This is a genomic window from Lacrimispora indolis DSM 755 (assembly GCF_000526995.1).
Lineage (GTDB): Bacteria > Bacillota > Clostridia > Lachnospirales > Lachnospiraceae > Lacrimispora > Lacrimispora indolis.
The window spans coordinates 4,133,993-4,151,605 of sequence record NZ_AZUI01000001.1; the positions used below are offsets into that span (position 1 = coordinate 4,133,993).

Annotated in this window: 16 protein-coding genes; 14 read left to right on the forward strand and 2 right to left on the reverse strand. The window is 44.7% G+C overall.

Features of this window, described 5'->3' with window-relative positions:
- The first annotated feature begins 48 nt into the window (after window positions 1-48).
- On the forward strand, window positions 49-1,299 hold the full coding sequence (locus tag K401_RS0119820) for a PQQ-dependent sugar dehydrogenase (RefSeq protein WP_242842326.1): 1,251 nt from the start codon (window positions 49-51) through the stop codon (window positions 1,297-1,299).
- Between the two features lie 234 nt (window positions 1,300-1,533).
- On the opposite strand, the gene K401_RS0119830 is transcribed toward K401_RS0119820, so the two are convergent.
- Entirely contained in the window at window positions 1,534-2,790 is a 1,257-nt protein-coding gene (locus K401_RS0119830) for a glycoside hydrolase family 3 protein (protein WP_027352381.1), read from the reverse strand.
- Between the two features lie 184 nt (window positions 2,791-2,974).
- Between K401_RS0119830 and K401_RS0119835 the strand changes: the two genes are divergently transcribed.
- Window positions 2,975-3,769, forward strand: a complete 795-nt coding sequence (locus K401_RS0119835) for an EcsC family protein (protein WP_027352380.1) — start codon at window positions 2,975-2,977, stop codon at window positions 3,767-3,769.
- A 133-nt stretch (window positions 3,770-3,902) separates the two neighbouring features.
- Here K401_RS0119835 and K401_RS0119840 read toward each other — a convergent pair whose 3' ends face one another.
- Window positions 3,903-4,826 (reverse strand): LysR family transcriptional regulator, encoded by a 924-nt coding sequence (locus K401_RS0119840; protein ID WP_024294593.1) that lies wholly within the window; start codon window positions 4,824-4,826, stop codon window positions 3,903-3,905.
- Window positions 4,827-5,120: 294 nt separating this feature from the next.
- Here K401_RS0119840 and K401_RS0119845 point away from each other — a divergent pair, with 294 nt between their 5' ends.
- From K401_RS0119845 to K401_RS0119900, 12 genes are all read left to right on the forward strand, one after another.
- A complete protein-coding gene (locus K401_RS0119845) occupies window positions 5,121-6,065 on the forward strand; it encodes an ABC transporter permease (protein WP_024294594.1) in 945 nt (314 codons plus the stop codon).
- 12 nt (window positions 6,066-6,077) lie between these two features.
- Window positions 6,078-6,932 carry an ABC transporter permease gene (locus K401_RS0119850; protein WP_024294595.1) on the forward strand — a complete coding sequence of 285 codons (855 nt, stop codon included), beginning with the start codon at window positions 6,078-6,080 and terminating at the stop codon, window positions 6,930-6,932.
- Between the two features lie 15 nt (window positions 6,933-6,947).
- Complete coding sequence (locus tag K401_RS0119855) at window positions 6,948-8,972, forward strand: ABC transporter ATP-binding protein (protein WP_024294596.1); 2,025 nt, start codon at window positions 6,948-6,950, stop codon at window positions 8,970-8,972.
- A gap of 57 nt (window positions 8,973-9,029) precedes the next feature.
- A complete protein-coding gene (locus K401_RS0119860) occupies window positions 9,030-10,652 on the forward strand; it encodes an ABC transporter substrate-binding protein (protein WP_024294597.1) in 1,623 nt (540 codons plus the stop codon).
- Between the two features lie 30 nt (window positions 10,653-10,682).
- Complete coding sequence (locus tag K401_RS0119865; RefSeq protein ID WP_024294598.1) at window positions 10,683-11,672, forward strand: mannonate dehydratase; 990 nt, start codon at window positions 10,683-10,685, stop codon at window positions 11,670-11,672.
- Window positions 11,673-11,678: 6 nt separating this feature from the next.
- Window positions 11,679-12,794 (forward strand): alginate lyase family protein, encoded by a 1,116-nt coding sequence (locus K401_RS0119870; RefSeq protein WP_024294599.1) that lies wholly within the window; start codon window positions 11,679-11,681, stop codon window positions 12,792-12,794.
- Window positions 12,795-13,472: 678 nt separating this feature from the next.
- Entirely contained in the window at window positions 13,473-14,594 is a 1,122-nt protein-coding gene (locus tag K401_RS0119875) for an ABC transporter ATP-binding protein (RefSeq protein WP_024294600.1), read from the forward strand.
- On the forward strand, window positions 14,591-15,229 hold the full coding sequence (locus K401_RS0119880; protein WP_024294601.1) for an ABC transporter permease: 639 nt from the start codon (window positions 14,591-14,593) through the stop codon (window positions 15,227-15,229). Before K401_RS0119875 ends, K401_RS0119880 begins: the two co-directional genes overlap by 4 nt.
- Window positions 15,226-15,822: an ABC transporter permease gene (locus K401_RS0119885; protein WP_024294602.1), complete on the forward strand. Its 597-nt coding sequence runs from the start codon at window positions 15,226-15,228 to the stop codon at window positions 15,820-15,822. Before K401_RS0119880 ends, K401_RS0119885 begins: the two co-directional genes overlap by 4 nt.
- Before the next feature lie 46 nt (window positions 15,823-15,868).
- The gene (locus K401_RS0119890; protein ID WP_024294603.1) at window positions 15,869-16,792 is read left to right on the forward strand and encodes a glycine betaine ABC transporter substrate-binding protein; all 924 of its coding nucleotides are present in this window, start codon (window positions 15,869-15,871) and stop codon (window positions 16,790-16,792) included.
- Window positions 16,793-16,918: 126 nt separating this feature from the next.
- Complete coding sequence (locus K401_RS0119895) at window positions 16,919-17,335, forward strand: YbaN family protein (RefSeq protein WP_051464063.1); 417 nt, start codon at window positions 16,919-16,921, stop codon at window positions 17,333-17,335.
- Window positions 17,325-17,612, forward strand: coding sequence for a DUF4491 family protein (locus K401_RS0119900; RefSeq protein WP_024294605.1), 288 nt, complete (start codon window positions 17,325-17,327; stop codon window positions 17,610-17,612). Before K401_RS0119895 ends, K401_RS0119900 begins: the two co-directional genes overlap by 11 nt.
- The last annotated feature ends 1 nt before the right edge of the window (window position 17,613 follow it).

Sequence of the window (17,613 nt, forward strand, 5' to 3'; positions counted from 1 at the left end):
AATCCGGAGGATATTTATATTGTCGAAGGTTATCAGATTGAGGCATTTATGAAAAATTTGGATTCCCCAATTGGAATGGTATTTGATGAGGCTGGAAATGTTTTTATAGCTGATTCCGGATTAGCGACCGGTAATCCCAGAGTACTGCAATTGATCAACGGTCATTTTGAGACGATTGCACAAGGGTTTGTTGTCCCAATATCGGGCATTAATTATTTAAACGGTGTCATATATGTGTCTCATAGAGGTTATGTAACTAAAATATTCGGAGACGGTACAAGGCAGAATATCATTATGGGTTTACCCAGTAATGGCGATAATTACAATAGTCCGGTCGCTTTTTCATCTGATAATAAATTGTATTTCGGCCAAGGAACTGTTACCAACAGCGGTATTGTGGGCAACGATAACAAATGGGTGACAGTTTCTCCGTTTCTATGTGATTATTCTGGGGATTATGTTATGCTTTATGGCCAGAATTTTGGAACCAGAAATATTCTGACAGAAGCACTGCCCAATGATACTGCTGCAACAGGGGCATTTTCTCCTTATGGAATACCGAATATAGAATATGAAATCAGAAAAAAATATATTAAAGCTTCGGGCAGCATCTTAAGGTCAAATCTGGATGGTTCAAATCTGGAACAAGTTGCCTGGGGATTCAGGAATCCAACATACTTAAAATTTGATATAAACGGTCAGTTATTTGCAGCCAACAATGGCTATAATCCTATCGGGAGCAGACCGATTGAAAATGCGACGGATGATTTTTATTATATTACACCTAATTTATGGTATGGCTGGCCGGACTACTCCGGAGGAGAGGCAGTAAACTCACCGCGGTTCACACCAAGAGGAGGAATCCAGCCAACGCTTCTGCTTAAAAATCAGCCTAACATTCCTCCAAGACCTTATGTTACATTTCCTCCGAATTCCTCCATAAGAGGGTTTGAGTTTAATTATAATGAGGACTTCGGTCCTTATGGGGATGTTTATATAGCGGAATATGGCAGTACCATACATACACAGATGGGTGATTCGGTATCCTATGCCAGCGCAGGACACAGAATATCTAAAATTGATATGAGATCCAGAACGATCAGCACATTTGCAATTAATAAAACAGGATTTCCGGCATCCTTGTCAAATGCAGGAGGGCTGGAAAGACTATCCCATCTTATATTCGGACCTGACGGAGCAATGTATATTGTGGATACCGGATTTAATTCCATGGGAAATCCAGATGCCTTTATACCCAGTACAGGAGTAATCTGGAGAGTATACAGAACAGCTTCATAAGATGATACGGCCTAATCCGATTCTTAACTCTGCCTGCCACGTCTTTTTCCTAATCATTTGCTAATCATAATACGAAATCATAAATTAGACCCAAAGCAGCCTCTTACATGTTCCTTACAATTGCCGTCAGCAGTTTTAACATATGTGATGATGAAAAATTGTCCCGGATTTTTGAATTTATGTTATACTGAAGGCAGAAATGAATGTCATGGGGAGGCTGAAGCTGCGGGCCGGTTATAGAATTCCCAGCTTCAGTTTCCATACAAGGACCCGGACTACGGAGGCGTTGATCCGCTCTTCTGTTAATATTCCGTTATTTACGGAATTTAAGACGGCCGGAATCTGTGTGTCAAAGTCTGTTGCAACCAGCAGGTCATTTCCGGCAGTAATGGCAAGGACAGCGGCATCGGCATCTGAGGTATGATCCTTAATGGCTTCCATACTCAGATCATCGGTCATAATAACGCCTTGAAAGTCCAGAGCTTCCCTTAGGATGTCATGAACCGCAGGGGAAAGGGAGGCCGGAGATTGTTCATCTATGGAAGTCACAATATTATGAGATACCAGCACGCTGTCAGCTCCGGCTTGGATACCGGTCTGGAAGGGCAGAAAATCGCTCCGGACAAACTGATCATAATTTCTGGTATCCGTGGCCGATCCTGTATGGGTATCCCCATTGCTGCCATAGCCTGGAAAATGCTTCAGCGTGCTGCCGATCCTCTCCTTTTTCATTTCCTCAATGACCGTTTTGACGTAATCGGCGGTTGCTCCGGCTTCCTGGCCAAAGGACCGGCGGTAAATAAAATCATTGGGATCAGAAGAAACATCACACACAGGAGCCAGATTCACATTGATGCCAAGTCCGAGCAAAAGGGCGGCCTTTTCCCTGGTATCTGTCCGGATGGCGTCCATGCCGCCCTGTTTATACAAATCCTGGGGAGACTGAAAAGGCTCAGACCGGAAGGCTGTATGTTTGCTGACGCGGCACACCGTACCCCCTTCCTCATCTGCCCCGATGAGCAGTGGGATGGAAGAGGTACTCTGGTAGCTTTTAATAAGCTCCTTGATGCTGTCTTTCGTCTCATCCTTAAAATCATCTCCGAACAGAATAAAGCCGCCCAGGTGGTATGTTTTGATATCCTCAATGGCACTGTCTTTACGCAGGCGGACAAAAAACATCTGGCCCACCTTTTCCTCCAGGGTCATGGAAGATAACAGTTCCCTGGCTCTGGTCTCATAGAGATCTTGGCTTAAAGGGGACTCCGTCTGTCCGGCCGCTCCGCTGTCAGGAGTCTTTTCAGGCTCGGTTTCTGCTGTGGCTTCCGTGGATTGGGGAGCAGGAGAGACCTCTGTTCCGCTTGAAGCCTGTTGGGAAATCCCGGTGCTTTCGGTATTGGGGCTGCTGATATAGGGAACATACTTCCCGCAGCCCGTCAGAAGGAGCGGCAGGAGGAAAAATGTATGGAAAACCATGTATTTGTATAATTTCATAAAAAATCCCTTTCTGTTCATCTGATGCGGTTATGGGTTTCCCCATACCAGGTTAGCGGTCTGTTTTATGATTATTATATTGTTCCGGGTTACAATGGTCAAGAGAAGGGAAAATTCTTAATAAATAACATACATGATTTTCACCATGCATCCAGTCACTTTTAGAAAGGAGAGGGCACCATATATGAACCGTCAATTTGACAAGCAAGTGAAGCAGATTAAAAAAGAAGAGCAAAAATTGCTTAACAGGAAAGAAAATTCAATCCTGAAAGCTTCTGTAGAGCCTGTTGCGGATAAAATACAAAGTTATATTCCGGGAAAACTGAAAGCAGCTCTGGAGGCGGCATTCCATAAAGGATTTTTGCTGGTTTTTGAAAAGGGAAATATTTATATCGAGAAGACCTATGATAAGGATAAGATACAATTGGAATATGATTTAAATGATTATGCCCTGGGCAAAAGCGCCGAAAGAAAATACAGAAAACGTTTGGATAAGTATTCCAAGCATTCCCAGATGATTAATTCTTCCATTTCCGTAATAGAAGGAGGTGTCCTGGGTGCATTTGGTATCGGACTGCCGGATATTCCTCTTTTTTTATCCTTAGTCATGAAATCTGTTTATGAAATTGCGTTAAGCTATGGGTATGATTATGAAACAGAGGAAGAAAAAGCATATATTCTGCTTTTGATCTGCACTGCCATGACGAAACAGAAACGGCAGAAAGAGTTTTATCAAAAGCTTGAGGCATTGGGGGACAGCATGGATTGTAAGATTATGACGGAAATAAATTTAGAGGAGCAGATAAAAACCACAGCAGGGATTCTGTCAGAGTCATTATTAACCGCAAAGTTTATACAGGGCATTCCGGTTGTAGGTGCAGTGGGAGGTTTTGTAAATTATAATATTATCCGTAAAATAAGCAAATTTGCAGGGGTGATGTATAAAAAGAGATATTACATGAACAGGCAAAGGGGATAAGTTTAAACGGGTGCCGGAAAAGGCGGCAGGGAGGAAGACAGGAAGATAAAAAATGCAAAGAGAAGGTATCCTAAAAAGTTGCTTTATGACTTTTGGGATACCTTCTTTTTTGTTGGTTAAAAGCTTTTAATAATTATCTGGATAAATTGTTCCAGTTTGTATCCATATATTTTTTTGCCAGCTCGATTAAGTATTTATGGGGAGGTTTCATGATCAGATCTTTCCGGTAAAGAATGGAATGAATCCGGTATATCCTGGGTTCCAGTGAAAAAAAGGTGATCTGTTTCGTGGAAATTTCATTCCCGGCAGGGATAAAGCCTACACCAATATTGCTGGACACCATATCACAAATGGATTGGGCATGGGAAGTGCTGCAGGCTATGGTCGGGTTAAAATCCTGTTTATCGAAAAATTCTTCGATCAGGTACCTGATGCAGGACCCTTTATGCTGTAAAATAAACGGATATTTGTAAAAGTGTTCCAAAAGCTGCTGGCTGTTTAAGGACCGGTTACGGCTTCCGCTCAGCTTCTGGCAATAGGGATGGATGCTGGGGGCTGCAAATACAACTTCTTCTTTTATCAATTCAATGCTCTGTCCTTTGTATTGTTCCAGGGAATTGGCTGTTACAAAGGCAAGATCCAGTTCACCTCTGAAAATGAGATTGCTGGTGGAACGCAGATTATCGTCCGACAGAACCAGCTCCACTTTGGGGTAATATTTGCGGAAATCAGCCAGGATGCAAGAAAGCATCTGCAGGGCACTGGAAGCGGAGGTACCTATGCGGATGCGGCTGGTGTTGGAAACACGTTTGATGTCTTTTTCCAGGGATTCCGTTAAGGAGAGAACGTTTCTGGCATATTCCGCATAGAGGCTGCCTACCGGTGTAAGTGTATAGGTACCGCTGGACCTTTGAAACAGGGGAGCCCCCAGTTCTGTCTCCTGTTTGGTAAGAAATTGACTGAGGGTAGGCTGCGATACGTAAAGTTTTTTGGCAGCCCTGGTCATATTGCCGGTCTCGGCCAGGGCGAGTATGTATTCCAGATATCTGATGTCCATGGAAGCTCCTGCTTTCTTAAAAAGTATAATTCCCATTATAAGTAAAGGCTATAATAAAAATAGGAAAGGGTTATTGGAAAAATTGCATAAGTAAAGATATAATTATAACCTGAAAGTAGTAAAAAAATTATATTAAAAAAAGGAGATGAAGCATTATCAATTAAAAATCAGCTATTTTCTTATTATATCAGAGAAAAACAATAATGAAAATAGCAATAACAGTGGAAATAAAAAAAGGAGTTATGCAGGGAGGGAGGAATATGGCAGGATATAAGCTCCTGCTATAAAGATGAAATGAAGGCATACATAGCGAAACGCACGGGACAGATGATATTGATCATTTTTCTCATATCCATTTTTACATTCATGCTGGTATCCTTGATTCCCGGAGACCCGGTTTATGCAATGCTGGGATCGGAAGTATCACAGGAAGAATATGACAGGGTATATCATGAATTAAAATTGGACCAGCCTGTCCTTCACAGGTACTTCAGCTGGCTGGGAGGAGCGCTCCAGGGTGACTGGGGACAATCAACACAGTTTCATAAAAGTACGTTGGAAATCATTAATGAACGAATACCTATTACATTGTTTTTTTCAATCAGTGCATTCATAATAAGCATTCCTCTTGGAATACTTTTTGGGGTTATCAGTGCAGTATACAGGGGCAGGCCTGCGGATACGGCGGTGACCCTGATCGCCAATATAACGGCCTGCCTGCCCCAGTTCTGGATCGCTCTGTTAGTCATGTATGTATTTGCCATGAAGCTTGGCTGGCTTCCTTCTTATGGGTTTACATGGTTTCATGTGGATCTGGTGACAGGCATAAGACAGACCATTATGCCTCTGTTCTGCCTTGCCCTTGGAGGAATTGCAACGGTAACCAGACAGACACGTTCCAGCATGCTGGAGGTCATCCGCCAGGATTATGTCAGGACAGCCAGGAGCAAGGGGATTTCACAGAGAAGGGTTATTTATCTCCATGCGCTTAAAAATGCCCTGATCCCTGTTATCACCATCCTGGGAATGCGTCTCGGTTCCATGCTGGCAGGCTCTATGTTTGTAGAATCCGTTTTTAACATTCCCGGAATGGGCTCTTTATTTGTAAAGGCCATTCAGTCAAGGGATATTCCGGTTGTTCAGGCATGTGTTCTGGTCACGGCTCTTGTATCCTGTATCATCAACCTTATGACAGATATTTTATATGCAGTGGTTGACCCAAGAGTCCGCTATGAATAAGGAGGCAGAATCATGAAAAATAACGGAAGATGGAAAAAAACAGTTAGGACATTGTTTGCGAGAAAGGTCGCCGCTTTCAGCGCCATTGTGGTTGCCCTCTTTGTTCTCATGGCAATATTTGCACCTTTGATCGCACCTTATGATCCCAATTATGCGGATTTTGCCTCCTTTTTGCAGGGACCGGGCAAAGATCATATTCTGGGTACAGATAATTACGGGCGGGATGTTCTGAGCAGGATCATATATGGAACCAGAGTCAGCCTGATCATCGGTGTATTTGCAGTGATGATTGCCTGCATTGCCGGAACCTTTTTCGGAATGGTCGCAGGGTATTTCGGCGGGTTTGTGGATGATGTGATCACAAGAATCATGGAAGCTATCCGCGCTATTCCTCAGATCATCCTGGCAATGGCCCTGACAGCCGTATTTGGAAGCGGAATCCGCAACTTAGCGATCATCCTGGGAATATCCTCTATGGCAGGTTACGTCCGAATGATGAGAGGACAGGTTCTTACAATCAAACAGGCGGATTATATTATGGCAGGAAAGCTGCAGGGCAACAAAAGTTTCAGGCTCATGCTGAAACACATTCTGCCCAACAGCATTTCACCTATTATTGTCATGATGACCCAGCAGGTAGGACAGACCATTCTGGCGGAAGCGGGACTTAGTTTTCTCGGGCTTGGAATCAGTGCGCCAACTGCTTCCTGGGGCGGTATGGTCAGTGACGGCCGGCTGTTTCTTCTTCAAAACCCTGTGTTTGCACTTACTCCGGGCGTCTGTGTGGCGGTGCTGGTTATCTGCCTTAATATGTTCGGAGATGGGGTACGGGATGCCTTGGATCCAAGACTCAGGGGCGAGGTTTGATAGGAGGAGACAAAAATGGAACACTTGTTGGAAATAAAAAATATTGAAACCTGTTTTAAAACCGATGGCCAGCTTGTAAAGGCTGTGGATGAAGTATCCATGTATTTGAATCCGGGAGAAATCATCGGCATTGTAGGCGAATCCGGAAGCGGGAAATCAGTGACCATGATGAGCATGCTGCAGCTGATCAGCTCTCCCGGAAAGGTCACCGGGGGAGAGGTCTACATCCGGGGAAATGAACGAAATATGCTGGAGTATGGTCAAAACAGCGAGGAAATGCGTCAAATGCGGGGCGGAAAAGTGAGCATGATCTTCCAGGAGCCCATGACTTCCTTAAATCCTGTTCTGACCATAGGTTATCAGATCCAGGAAAACATTATGGAGCATCTTAAGCTGAATAAGGATGAGGCAAGAAAACGCACCATTGAGATGCTGAAGCTGGTTAATATACCGGATGCGGAGGAACGTTTCAGCTATTATCCCCAGCAGTTTTCAGGCGGCATGCGTCAGCGTATCATGATTGCCATGGCAATGTCATCGGAACCCACCATACTTGTGGCCGATGAAGCGACCACTGCTCTGGATGTGACGACTCAGGCACAGCTGCTGGAAATGATCAGGGATATTGCCAAGAAAACTAATACTGCAGTCATTATTGTTACCCATAATCTGGGGATCGTGGCCAGGTTTGCTGAGCGCATTTATGTCATGTATTCAGGCAGTGTTGTGGAAATGACAGATGCGAAACGACTGTTTGCGGATCCGGAGCATCCCTATACCAGGGCACTGCTCAGAGCCATCCCAAGGCTTGATGATCCCAAAGACCGTATCCTGATCCCCATTGACGGCCTTCCGCCCAATCCTGCCGCCAGACCGGAATTCTGTCCCTTTTATGAGCGTTGTGAATACCGTATGGATAAGTGCAGGGAAAGTTCCAAGCCAGAACTCAAGGAAATCGGAAAAGGGCACTTTGCCGCATGTCATTTGTCAGAAGAAGAAAAGCTGGCAAAAGCAGAGGAAATTGCTGCTAAGGAAATAAAAAAGGCACCAAGGATAGAAATAGGAGAGGATATCTGTCTGGAAGTCAAAAACGTCCGGAAGTATTTCCCCATTTACAAAGGCATGATCCGGAAAAAGGTAGGAGATGTAAAAGCCATAGAGGAAATCGAATTTTCGGTCAGAAAGGGAGAAACTCTTGGTATCGTAGGGGAATCAGGCTGCGGCAAAACAACTCTGGCCCGATGCATCATGAGGGTGTACAAGCCCGAGGAGGGACAGATCGTTTTTAACGGTACGGATATTGCGGGCTTTAACGATAAGCAGATGTATCCGTTCAGAAGAAAGATATCCATGATCTTTCAGGATCCGTTCTCATCCCTGGATCCAAGGCAGACGGCCGAGTCCATTGTGGGAGAATCCCTCCTCCTCCATAAGCTGGTGAAGAACAAGGAGGAATACAATGCCAGGGTGGATGAACTGTTCCGGATCGTAGGACTGGATCCTGCGTTAAAGTACCGGGTACCCCATGAGTTTTCCGGCGGGCAGAGGCAGAGGATCGGAATTGCAAGAGCACTTTCTTCCGAGCCGGATCTGATCCTGTGCGATGAGCCTATCTCAGCGCTGGATGTTTCCATTCAGGCACAGATCATTAACCTGCTGGAGGAGCTGCAGTCCAAGCTGGGGCTCACCTATTTATTCATTGCTCATGACCTGGCCGTTGTGAAACACATCAGCAATCGGATTCTGGTCATGTATCTGGGAAGAGTTGTGGAGATCGCGGATTGTGAAGAGCTATATGGCAATACGCTCCATCCTTACACAAAGACACTGTTAAGCGCTGTTCCTGTGGCGGATCCTTCTGTTGAGGAATCCAGAGAACGGGTACCCATCAGGGGTGAGGTGCCAAGCCTGACAAACAGGCCTTCAGGCTGTCCTTTTCATGACAGATGTGATCATGCACGGGAGCGGTGCCGCAAGGAAATTCCGGCACTTCGTGATGTTGGAGATCATCATGAGGTGGCATGTTTCTTATACGATTAAAAGCTATATGATTCATTTAAATATAAGCTGATGACTTAATTGAAGGAGGATTACATTATGAAATTAACAAAGAGAATTGTGGCGCTGACACTGGCAGCGGTCATGACGGCAGGTATGACCGCCGGATGCGGAGGAAGTAAGAAAACCGAAGTTCCTGCTGAAACCACCACCCAGAGCGGTGAGACCACGGCAGCAGAATCCAAAGAAACCGAAGCTTCTGTCTCCGCGGATATTGAGGAAGGAGGAAAACTGGTGATCGCTATTCCCCAGGTCCATAATACCTTCTTTATGCCTCAGTCAACAACCACAAGTGACCGTTTCGGCGCACAGCCAGTCATTGAATCACTGGGGCGGGCTGATGAGGAAGGCAATTATTATCCATGGCTGGCAGAAGAGTTTTATGCGGACCCTGATAATCTCACATTCAGCATTAAGCTGAGAGAAGGCGTGAAATTCCACGACGGATCGGATTGTGATGCGGAAGCGGTGGCCTGGAACCTTCAGAAGTATATTGATAATGGCAAGGCCAGTGAATTGGGATCCCCAAAGGAAATCACGGTAGTTGATGACAGGCGTATTGAAATTCAGTATGAGAAATGGGCAAATGACTGGGACAATGTCATAGGAGATGTGTTTATTATCTCAAAAGAGGCGTATGAGAAGAATGGAGAAGAGTGGTGCAAGACTCATACGGTTGGAACGGGACCCTTCATTCTGGAATCTTTTATTGTTGACAATAAGATTACATACACCAAAAACGATAACTATAGAATTGCAGGGCTTCCCCATATCGATGAGCTGGAGATCGATATGGTTATGGATACCAATACTTTAATGTCGGCTCTTCTGAATAAAGAAGTCAGCGTGGCAATGAAGTTTGAAAATGATGCAATTATCAATGCCGTGAAACAGGCCGGATTTGAAAGCATTGGAAGGAAAAATGCAAACTGTGCGGATATCAAGCACATTATCTGGAACAGCAAAAGCGACAAGCATCCAATGGGAGATTTAAAGGTCCGGCAGGCAATTATGCATGCCATTGAGTGGGAGCAGGTAGCCAAAGCCTTATCCGGCGGTTTAGGAGAGGCGACACCGCTGTTTTGTACCTCTGATTCCTGGGCTTATTCACCGGTGGATTTTTATGAGTATAACCTTGATTTAGCAAAGCAGATGCTTTCAGAAGCCGGATATCCAAACGGATTTGAGACAACCATTTATACTAAGTCCCAGGACAATGACACAGCGACTGCATTTCAGGCCATATTGGCTCAGATCGGAATCAAGGCAGCAATAGAAACGCTGGACAGCTCTGCTCTGGCAGCGATTCAGAAGGAAGATGACATCGATGGATTTATTGCAAACCGCGGAGCCAGCAAGATGGATTTCACCAACAACTATATCCGTCTGTATTCCTCAGAAGGAATTAAAAATCATGGCATTATGCTTCGTCCGGCAGAATTTGAAGAACCTCTGTTTGCAGCACGGGCAGCTGTAACGATCGAAGAAAAGAAAGAAAATCTTCAGAAGGCGGCTAAAGCGCTTGTAGCGGATTATGTGATGATTACTCCAATGGCGGTTATTTATTATGAATCATTTGCCGTTCCGGGAGTGAAAGACAGTGGGATTTATGATGTAAGTCTGGAACAGTGGACACCGGAAGCCGTTCACTGGACCAAATAGCTGATTATTTGACTTTAAGGAGGACCCAACATGCTGGGAGATAAGATAAAGGTGCAGTCCAAGGTTGTATCAGATTATACGGATGAACAGTTACGGTTCATTAAACAGATGGGCATAAACTATGTATACGTTATTTTTACGGATGAACATACCAATTATGATTCGGTCATGTCATTTATGGAACGGCTTCACAAATTCGGCTTAACGGCAACGGATGCAGGAAATGTACATTTGTATAAGAGCGATGCGATCCATTTGGGATTGCCGGGACGGGATGAGGCCATTAAGGCGTATAATGATTTCAACCGCGTTTTAGGAAAAGCAGGGATTCCGGTGGGATACATGACGTGGGAACCGAACCAGGTATTGACTACCAGGTTTGGGGTGGGCGAGCATACAAGAGGAAGCATCGGACGTATCGTGGATCTTGAGGAACTGAAGACCCGGCCTTATTCCCATGGCAGACTTTATTCCAAAGAAGAAATGTGGGAAAATTTTAAATATTTCCTGGACAGGGTCCTGCCGGTATGTGAAGAAGCCAATATAAAGATCGCTCTTCATCCAAATGATCCTCCCGTAGATTGCCTCCTTGGAATCTCCAACTTAATCACTTCTGCCGAGGATTACAAACATGCCTTTGAACTGGCAGGAAACAGCCCCTATCTGGGCATGAAGATGTGTCTGGGATGCTGGCTGGAAGGCGGGGAAGCCTTTGGAAATGTCATGGAAGATATCAAGTATTTTGTAGAAAACCAAAAGGTGCTTTTGGTACACTTTAGAAATGTCAGTGCTACTATGCCTTATTTTGAGGAGACCCTTCTGGAAGACGGATACATGGATATGTATGAAGTGATGAAGCAGCTGGTGCGTTATGATTATGACGGTTCCATTCACGTGGACCATGTGCCGGTATGGGGAGAGGGCGTAGGCGGAGAAAACTCTTCCTGGGCCTACAGCACCGGATACATGAAAGCTCTTTTAAGGTGTGCGTCGGCAGAATTAAATAAATCGTGCAGGTAAATATAAATGATACAATATGAGAAGAAATACAAGATTGTTCCTGACTGGCCCAATAAGGAATGGTTAATGGAAAAAGCGCAGGCGGCCATGAAGGCTCCTGCGCTCCATATCACTGACGTACAGAGCCCCAGAAGCGAAGGGGGTCCTCATGATTATTATTCCAATGGGGATTACTGGTGGCCGGATCCCGATTCCCCGGACGGGCTGCCTTATATTCAGAAAGACGGACAGACAAACCCCGGTAATTTTAACAGCCACAGGATCATTATGCGTCAGATGAGGACCAATGTGGTGTTCCTTGCCTCGGCTTACTGCCTTACGGGAAAAGAGGCCTATGCAGAAAAGGCGGTACAGCACTTAAAGGAATTTTTCCTGGATGAAGAAACATATATGGCGCCCCATTTATCTTATGCCCAGGCGATCCTTGGCATCTGCTCCGGAAGGGGGATCGGTATCATTGATACTCTTCATCTGGTAGATGTGGTATTTGCGGTGGAGAAGTTAAAAGGGTCCCATTCCATGAAGATTGAGATATATATTGGCTTAAAGAAATGGTTTGCTAAATATCTGGGGTGGATGCTGACCGACAGCAACGGGATCCAGGAAATGAACAAGGATAATAACCATGGTGTCTGCTTCTTTGTTCAGGCCGCAGCATTTGCCTTATTTACTGATAATGAGCGGATAGCAGATTTTTGCAGGGATTACTATAAGAGGCAGCTTTTAAGGCAGGAGGCGGAGGATGGTTCTTTTCCGAGAGAGCTGGGGCGTACAAAGCCCTATAATTACTCCATCTTTGTTGTGGACAATATGGTGTCCTTATGCCATCTGCTGTCTAAGCCGGATGATGATTTGTGGGAATATGTATCAGAGGACGGAAAGAGCATAAAAAATGCCCTGGATTTTATTACTCCTTATATACTGGATAAGGAATCCTGGCCTTATCCGCCGGATGTGATGCATTTTGATGCATTTCCTGCCAGGGCAGGCTTTATGATGCTGGCAGGGTGTTCGCTGGGCAGAAAAGAGCTTCTGGAGCTGTATGACCGGCTTCCGGCCGAATCTACGGATGAAGAAGCCAGACGCAACATTGCCACACGTCAGCCCATGCTGTGGATGTGACTTGATAATTTCGAGCTTAATACCTTTATCCATAACGGTATTAAGCTTGTTTTATTTGTTTTATAAAAATCTTAAACTGGAATATACAGAATAGAATGGGATCTTGTTCCCTGCATAAATAACCCCATGAATTAGGGAGGCTTGCTTTGACATTTAATTTGATTTTTTCGGCCGTGGTCAATATGAAAGTAATAATTACTTGGGGATGGTTTATTTTATAATGTATTGATGCTGATTTTAAACATGACAACCGTAGGACAAGTGAAAAATATTTGTAATAATAACAATAAAATATTAAAAAATGCCTGTCAGATTTGACATGCTGGGGATTTTACTGTATGCTTTTACATAGAAGAGCTTTATCAGGATAGCTGTAAAGTAAATAGTGAGCGACAACTGAATAGCAATTTAGTTTGATTTGGATGAATCCTTTCTTAGGATTTTAAGAGGTGAATTTAAAAAAAGTTCTGTACTTTTGCTTTGTGTTTAACAGGCAATATCTCGCATATGCAAATAAATAAATCTTATTTTAATTAGTATGGAAGGAGCTTTATCCAAATTATGGCTGTCAGAATATCTGATGGCCAAACATTGGGTGGCTGCTTTTTTTGTTACCTGAAAAGAAAAATTTCATAAGAATCAAAGGTCGTCTTGCTGTTTCTTCTAGAAAGGAGATTTATGATTCGATTTGAACAAGTAACAAAAAGGTATGGAGGTTCGGTTATTCTTGATAACCTGAGCTTCGAAATCAAGGAAGGGGAATTTGCTGTTTTAATCGGCCCTTCAGGCTGTGGAAAAACCACGACCCTCAAATCTATTAACCGTCTGATCGAGCCGGATACCGGGCATATTTATGTGAACGGAAATGACGTTTCTCAGACAGATCCGGTGCAGCTGCGCAGGCAGACAGGCTATGTGATTCAACAGATCGGACTTTTTCCCAACATGACGGTGGCACAGAATATCGGTGTGGTACCAAAGCGCCTGAAATACCCCAAGGAAAAGATTTTGGATATTACCCGGAACTTAATGGACATGGTGGGAATGTCCTATGAGGAATATGGGCATAAATATCCGTTCGAGCTTTCCGGCGGTCAGCAGCAGCGGATCGGGGTTCTGCGGGCTCTGGCAGCATCGCCTCCCCTTGTATTGATGGATGAGCCCTTCGGTGCGCTGGATCCCATGACCCGAAATTCTCTGCAGGATGAAATCAGCCGGCTGCATAAAAAGCTGAATAAAACTTTTGTTTTTGTCACCCATGATATGGATGAAGCACTTAAGCTGGCCGATAAGATCATTTTTATGGAACACGGAAGAATTGTGCAGATGGCAACCCCGGAGAAGATGCTGGAAAGCCCGGCCAGCGACTTAATCCGCACCTTTATGGGAAAACGTGCTGCAGGCAGTCCGGCTTTGGCGCTGACAGCAGCCGATTTTATGCGGCCTGATCCCGTCAGCGTATATAAAAGCCGCGGGATTCGCGAATGTACCGAAATCATGGCCCGGAGGCAGATCGATTCCCTGCTGATTAAAAATGACGATGATTCTTATGCCGGGGTCGTGACTGTGGGTGATATTAAAAAGGCCAACAAAAGCACAGGAACCATCGGAGAGGTTCCGGTTTCGGAGAATGCGGTATCCTATGTGTCCGAGAGCGCGATGGAAAGCTTTGATAAGCTGCTTAACACGGACAGCAGCTATGTGGTAGTGCTTCATGAGGACGATACCATAGCGGGAATTGTGACCAAAACCAGCATGGCGAAAGCCATGGCCGATGCTTTGTGGGGGGATGGACAATGAATTTTTGGGAATTGTATGGAAATAAGCTTCTGATTGCCGTGGGAGTTCACTTTTTATATGTTTTTGCCTCAGTTGCAAGCGGATTCGTGGTTGCTCTTACGTTGGGAATCCTGCTTTCCCGGGTGCCTGGGATTGCCAAGGTTGCGCTTCCGCTGATTTCCGTGTTCCAGACCATTCCCGGTGTGGTATTTATCGGTATTTTGTTTTTATACATGGGTATGGTGCCTGCTACTGCCATTATCGCGCTGGCGATTTATGCGGTATTTCCTATTCTGAAAAATACATATGTAGGTCTGCTTTCAGTGGATTCCAGTTTGCTGGAGGCTGCCCGGGGATGTGGAATGTCAAAAATTCAAAGTCTTTTTGAGGTGGAGCTGCCATTGGCTATGCCGTCCATTATCGGCGGTCTGCGGATGTCCGCGGTTTATACCGTGAGCTGGGCAGTGCTGGCCTCCATGATCGGTCTGGGAGGACTGGGCGAATTTATTTATATCGGCATTGCCACCAATAATAATGCCTTGATCGTAGCGGGAGCAATTCCGGCGGGTATTATGGCAATTTCGCTGAGCCTTATTATTGATTTCGTGAAACGCCGTATTACTCATAGACAGGGAAGGGAAGTGAGCTTAAAATGACGGCTAAGATTGTATTGGAGCACCTGTATCTGGTATTTCTCTCGGTTTTATTTTCAACGGCAGTTGGTTTGCCTCTGGGGATCATTGCTTATCTTTATACGCCTGTCCGCAAGACGGTATTGTGGGCAAGTGAGCTGCTGCAGACAGTGCCGGCACTGGCTATGCTGGGCCTGGTCATGCTGCTGTTCGGTGCAGGGAAGACGACCGTTATTATTGGTCTTGTACTGTATTCCCTTCTGCCCATTGTACACAACACCTTTTTAGGTCTTGAAAGTATCGGCCATGGAATAAAGGAAGCAGCACGGGGCATGGGCCTTTCCAAATGGGACCGTTTGTTCAGTATAGAGCTTCCCCTTGCGTTTCCCATGGTGTTTACAGGTATCCGAATTGCCACGGTTACCTCGGTGGGGGTGGCGGTATTTGCTACCTCGGTGGGAGGAGGAGGACTGGGGTCTGTCATCAATCAGGGGATCCGCACTCAGAACATGCGGCTGATTCTTTTTGGCACCGGTACGCTGATGGCACTGGCAGTACTGTTTGACGGCGGTATGGCACTGGTCGAAAGGAGGCTGCTGAATAGGCGCTCCGTCTGAATTTTGAAAGTAATCGTACCATTTAATTGACGAACAGGAGGAAAAGATGAAAAAAGGAATAACATTAATATTAAGTGCACTATTTATGATTGGAATGTTAGTGGGATGCGGCAGAAATCAAAATGCTAAAAGTTCCATTGTAATTTACGACGGTCAATTTTCAGAAATGAAGATTATTCACCAGATGGTAAAAATGCTGGTGGAAGAGCACACGGACGCCACAGTGGAAATCCGTGATGAAATGTCTCCTGTCAACAACTACCGCGATCTGATTTCGGGGGGCGGGAGCGATCTTATGAACAGCTATGACGGCACTTTGCTCACCACTTATTTAAAGGTGGATGTATCCCAGGTGCCGGAGGATAAGACACTTTATGAATATGCCAATGAGCTTGCCAGCGAAAAAGATAAAGTGCATCTGCTTGATCCGCTGGGGCATGAAAATACATATGCAGTTGCTGTGACCCAGGCGCTGGCCGATGAGCACGGACTTGAAACCATCAGCGATTTAATTGATCTTGCACCTGATCTGGTGTTTGGCGCTGAGCATGAATTTTTCAGTGAAGAGGGAAGTATGAAATACGGCCCCTTTACAAAATTTTACGGCCTTAATTTTAAGGAGGGAAAAGCAATTGATATGGCGCTGAAATACTCCGCGATCGAAAATGGAAACATTGATGTGACAGAGGTGTATTCCACCGACGGTATGAATAAAAAAGTAGGGCTCAAGGTGTTGGAGGATGATTTGAAATTCTTTCCGGAATATAATGACGCCCTGCTAGTGCGCAATGATCTGTTTGAGCGTTTTCAGGATGTCGCTCCTAATCTGGAGGAGGTTCTTAATATGCTGGGCGGCCTGTTTACCAATGAAATTATGACTGATTTAACCTATGAGGTGGATGTGAACGGAAAAACTCCTGAAGAGGTGGCAAGGACATTTCTTACAGATGAGGGTCTTTTACAATCATAATGATAGAAATGGCCTGAGGGAAGGTATGTGAATAATCATACCGTGATTCCAATACAATTATATTAATGATTATTGATACAACCATATGGTGTTGAGCAGCAGGGGCTGAACAGGAGGTCTTATTTATTGAAAAAAGTCATATATATTTGTATTGGAATCATGGCTATGGCCCTGGGAACTGCTGGGACGGTTCTGCCGGGATTGCCGACTACGCCGTTTTTGCTGCTGGCCTTACTCTGTTTTACAAAAGGCTCTGAAAGACTTAATTGCTGGTTCAGAGGTACAAACCTGTATGCAAAATACGTAAAGCAATATGAATGCGACCGGTCACTTACAAGAAAACAGAAGCTTATTATTCAGGCTTCTGCAGGATTTATGATGCTGATTTCTTTTGTATTGACTGAAAATCTGATCATACGCCTGTTTCTTATCAGTGCCTTTATTCTGCATAATTATGTTTTTATTTTTATTATTAAAACGCGGCAACCGGATGGGCCGGAGACAATAAAAAAAGAAGTGGCTGGTGATAAGTATGAATTATGAAGGAATTCTTATTGGTATCGGAACGTTTCTCATTATCGGATTCCTGCACCCTGTTGTTATTAAAGCGGAATATTATTTTACCAGCAGAATCTGGCCGGTTTTTCTGATAGCAGGAGCTGTTTGCATTGGTCTATCTCTTGTTTCCGCTGGAGGGGTTTTGCCGGCTCTTCTTGCAGTATTGGGTGTTTCGCTTTTATGGAGCATTAAGGAGCTTGCAGAACAGAAAAAGAGGGTAGAGAAGGGGTGGTTTCCTAAAAACCCTAAGAGAAAAGAATAGT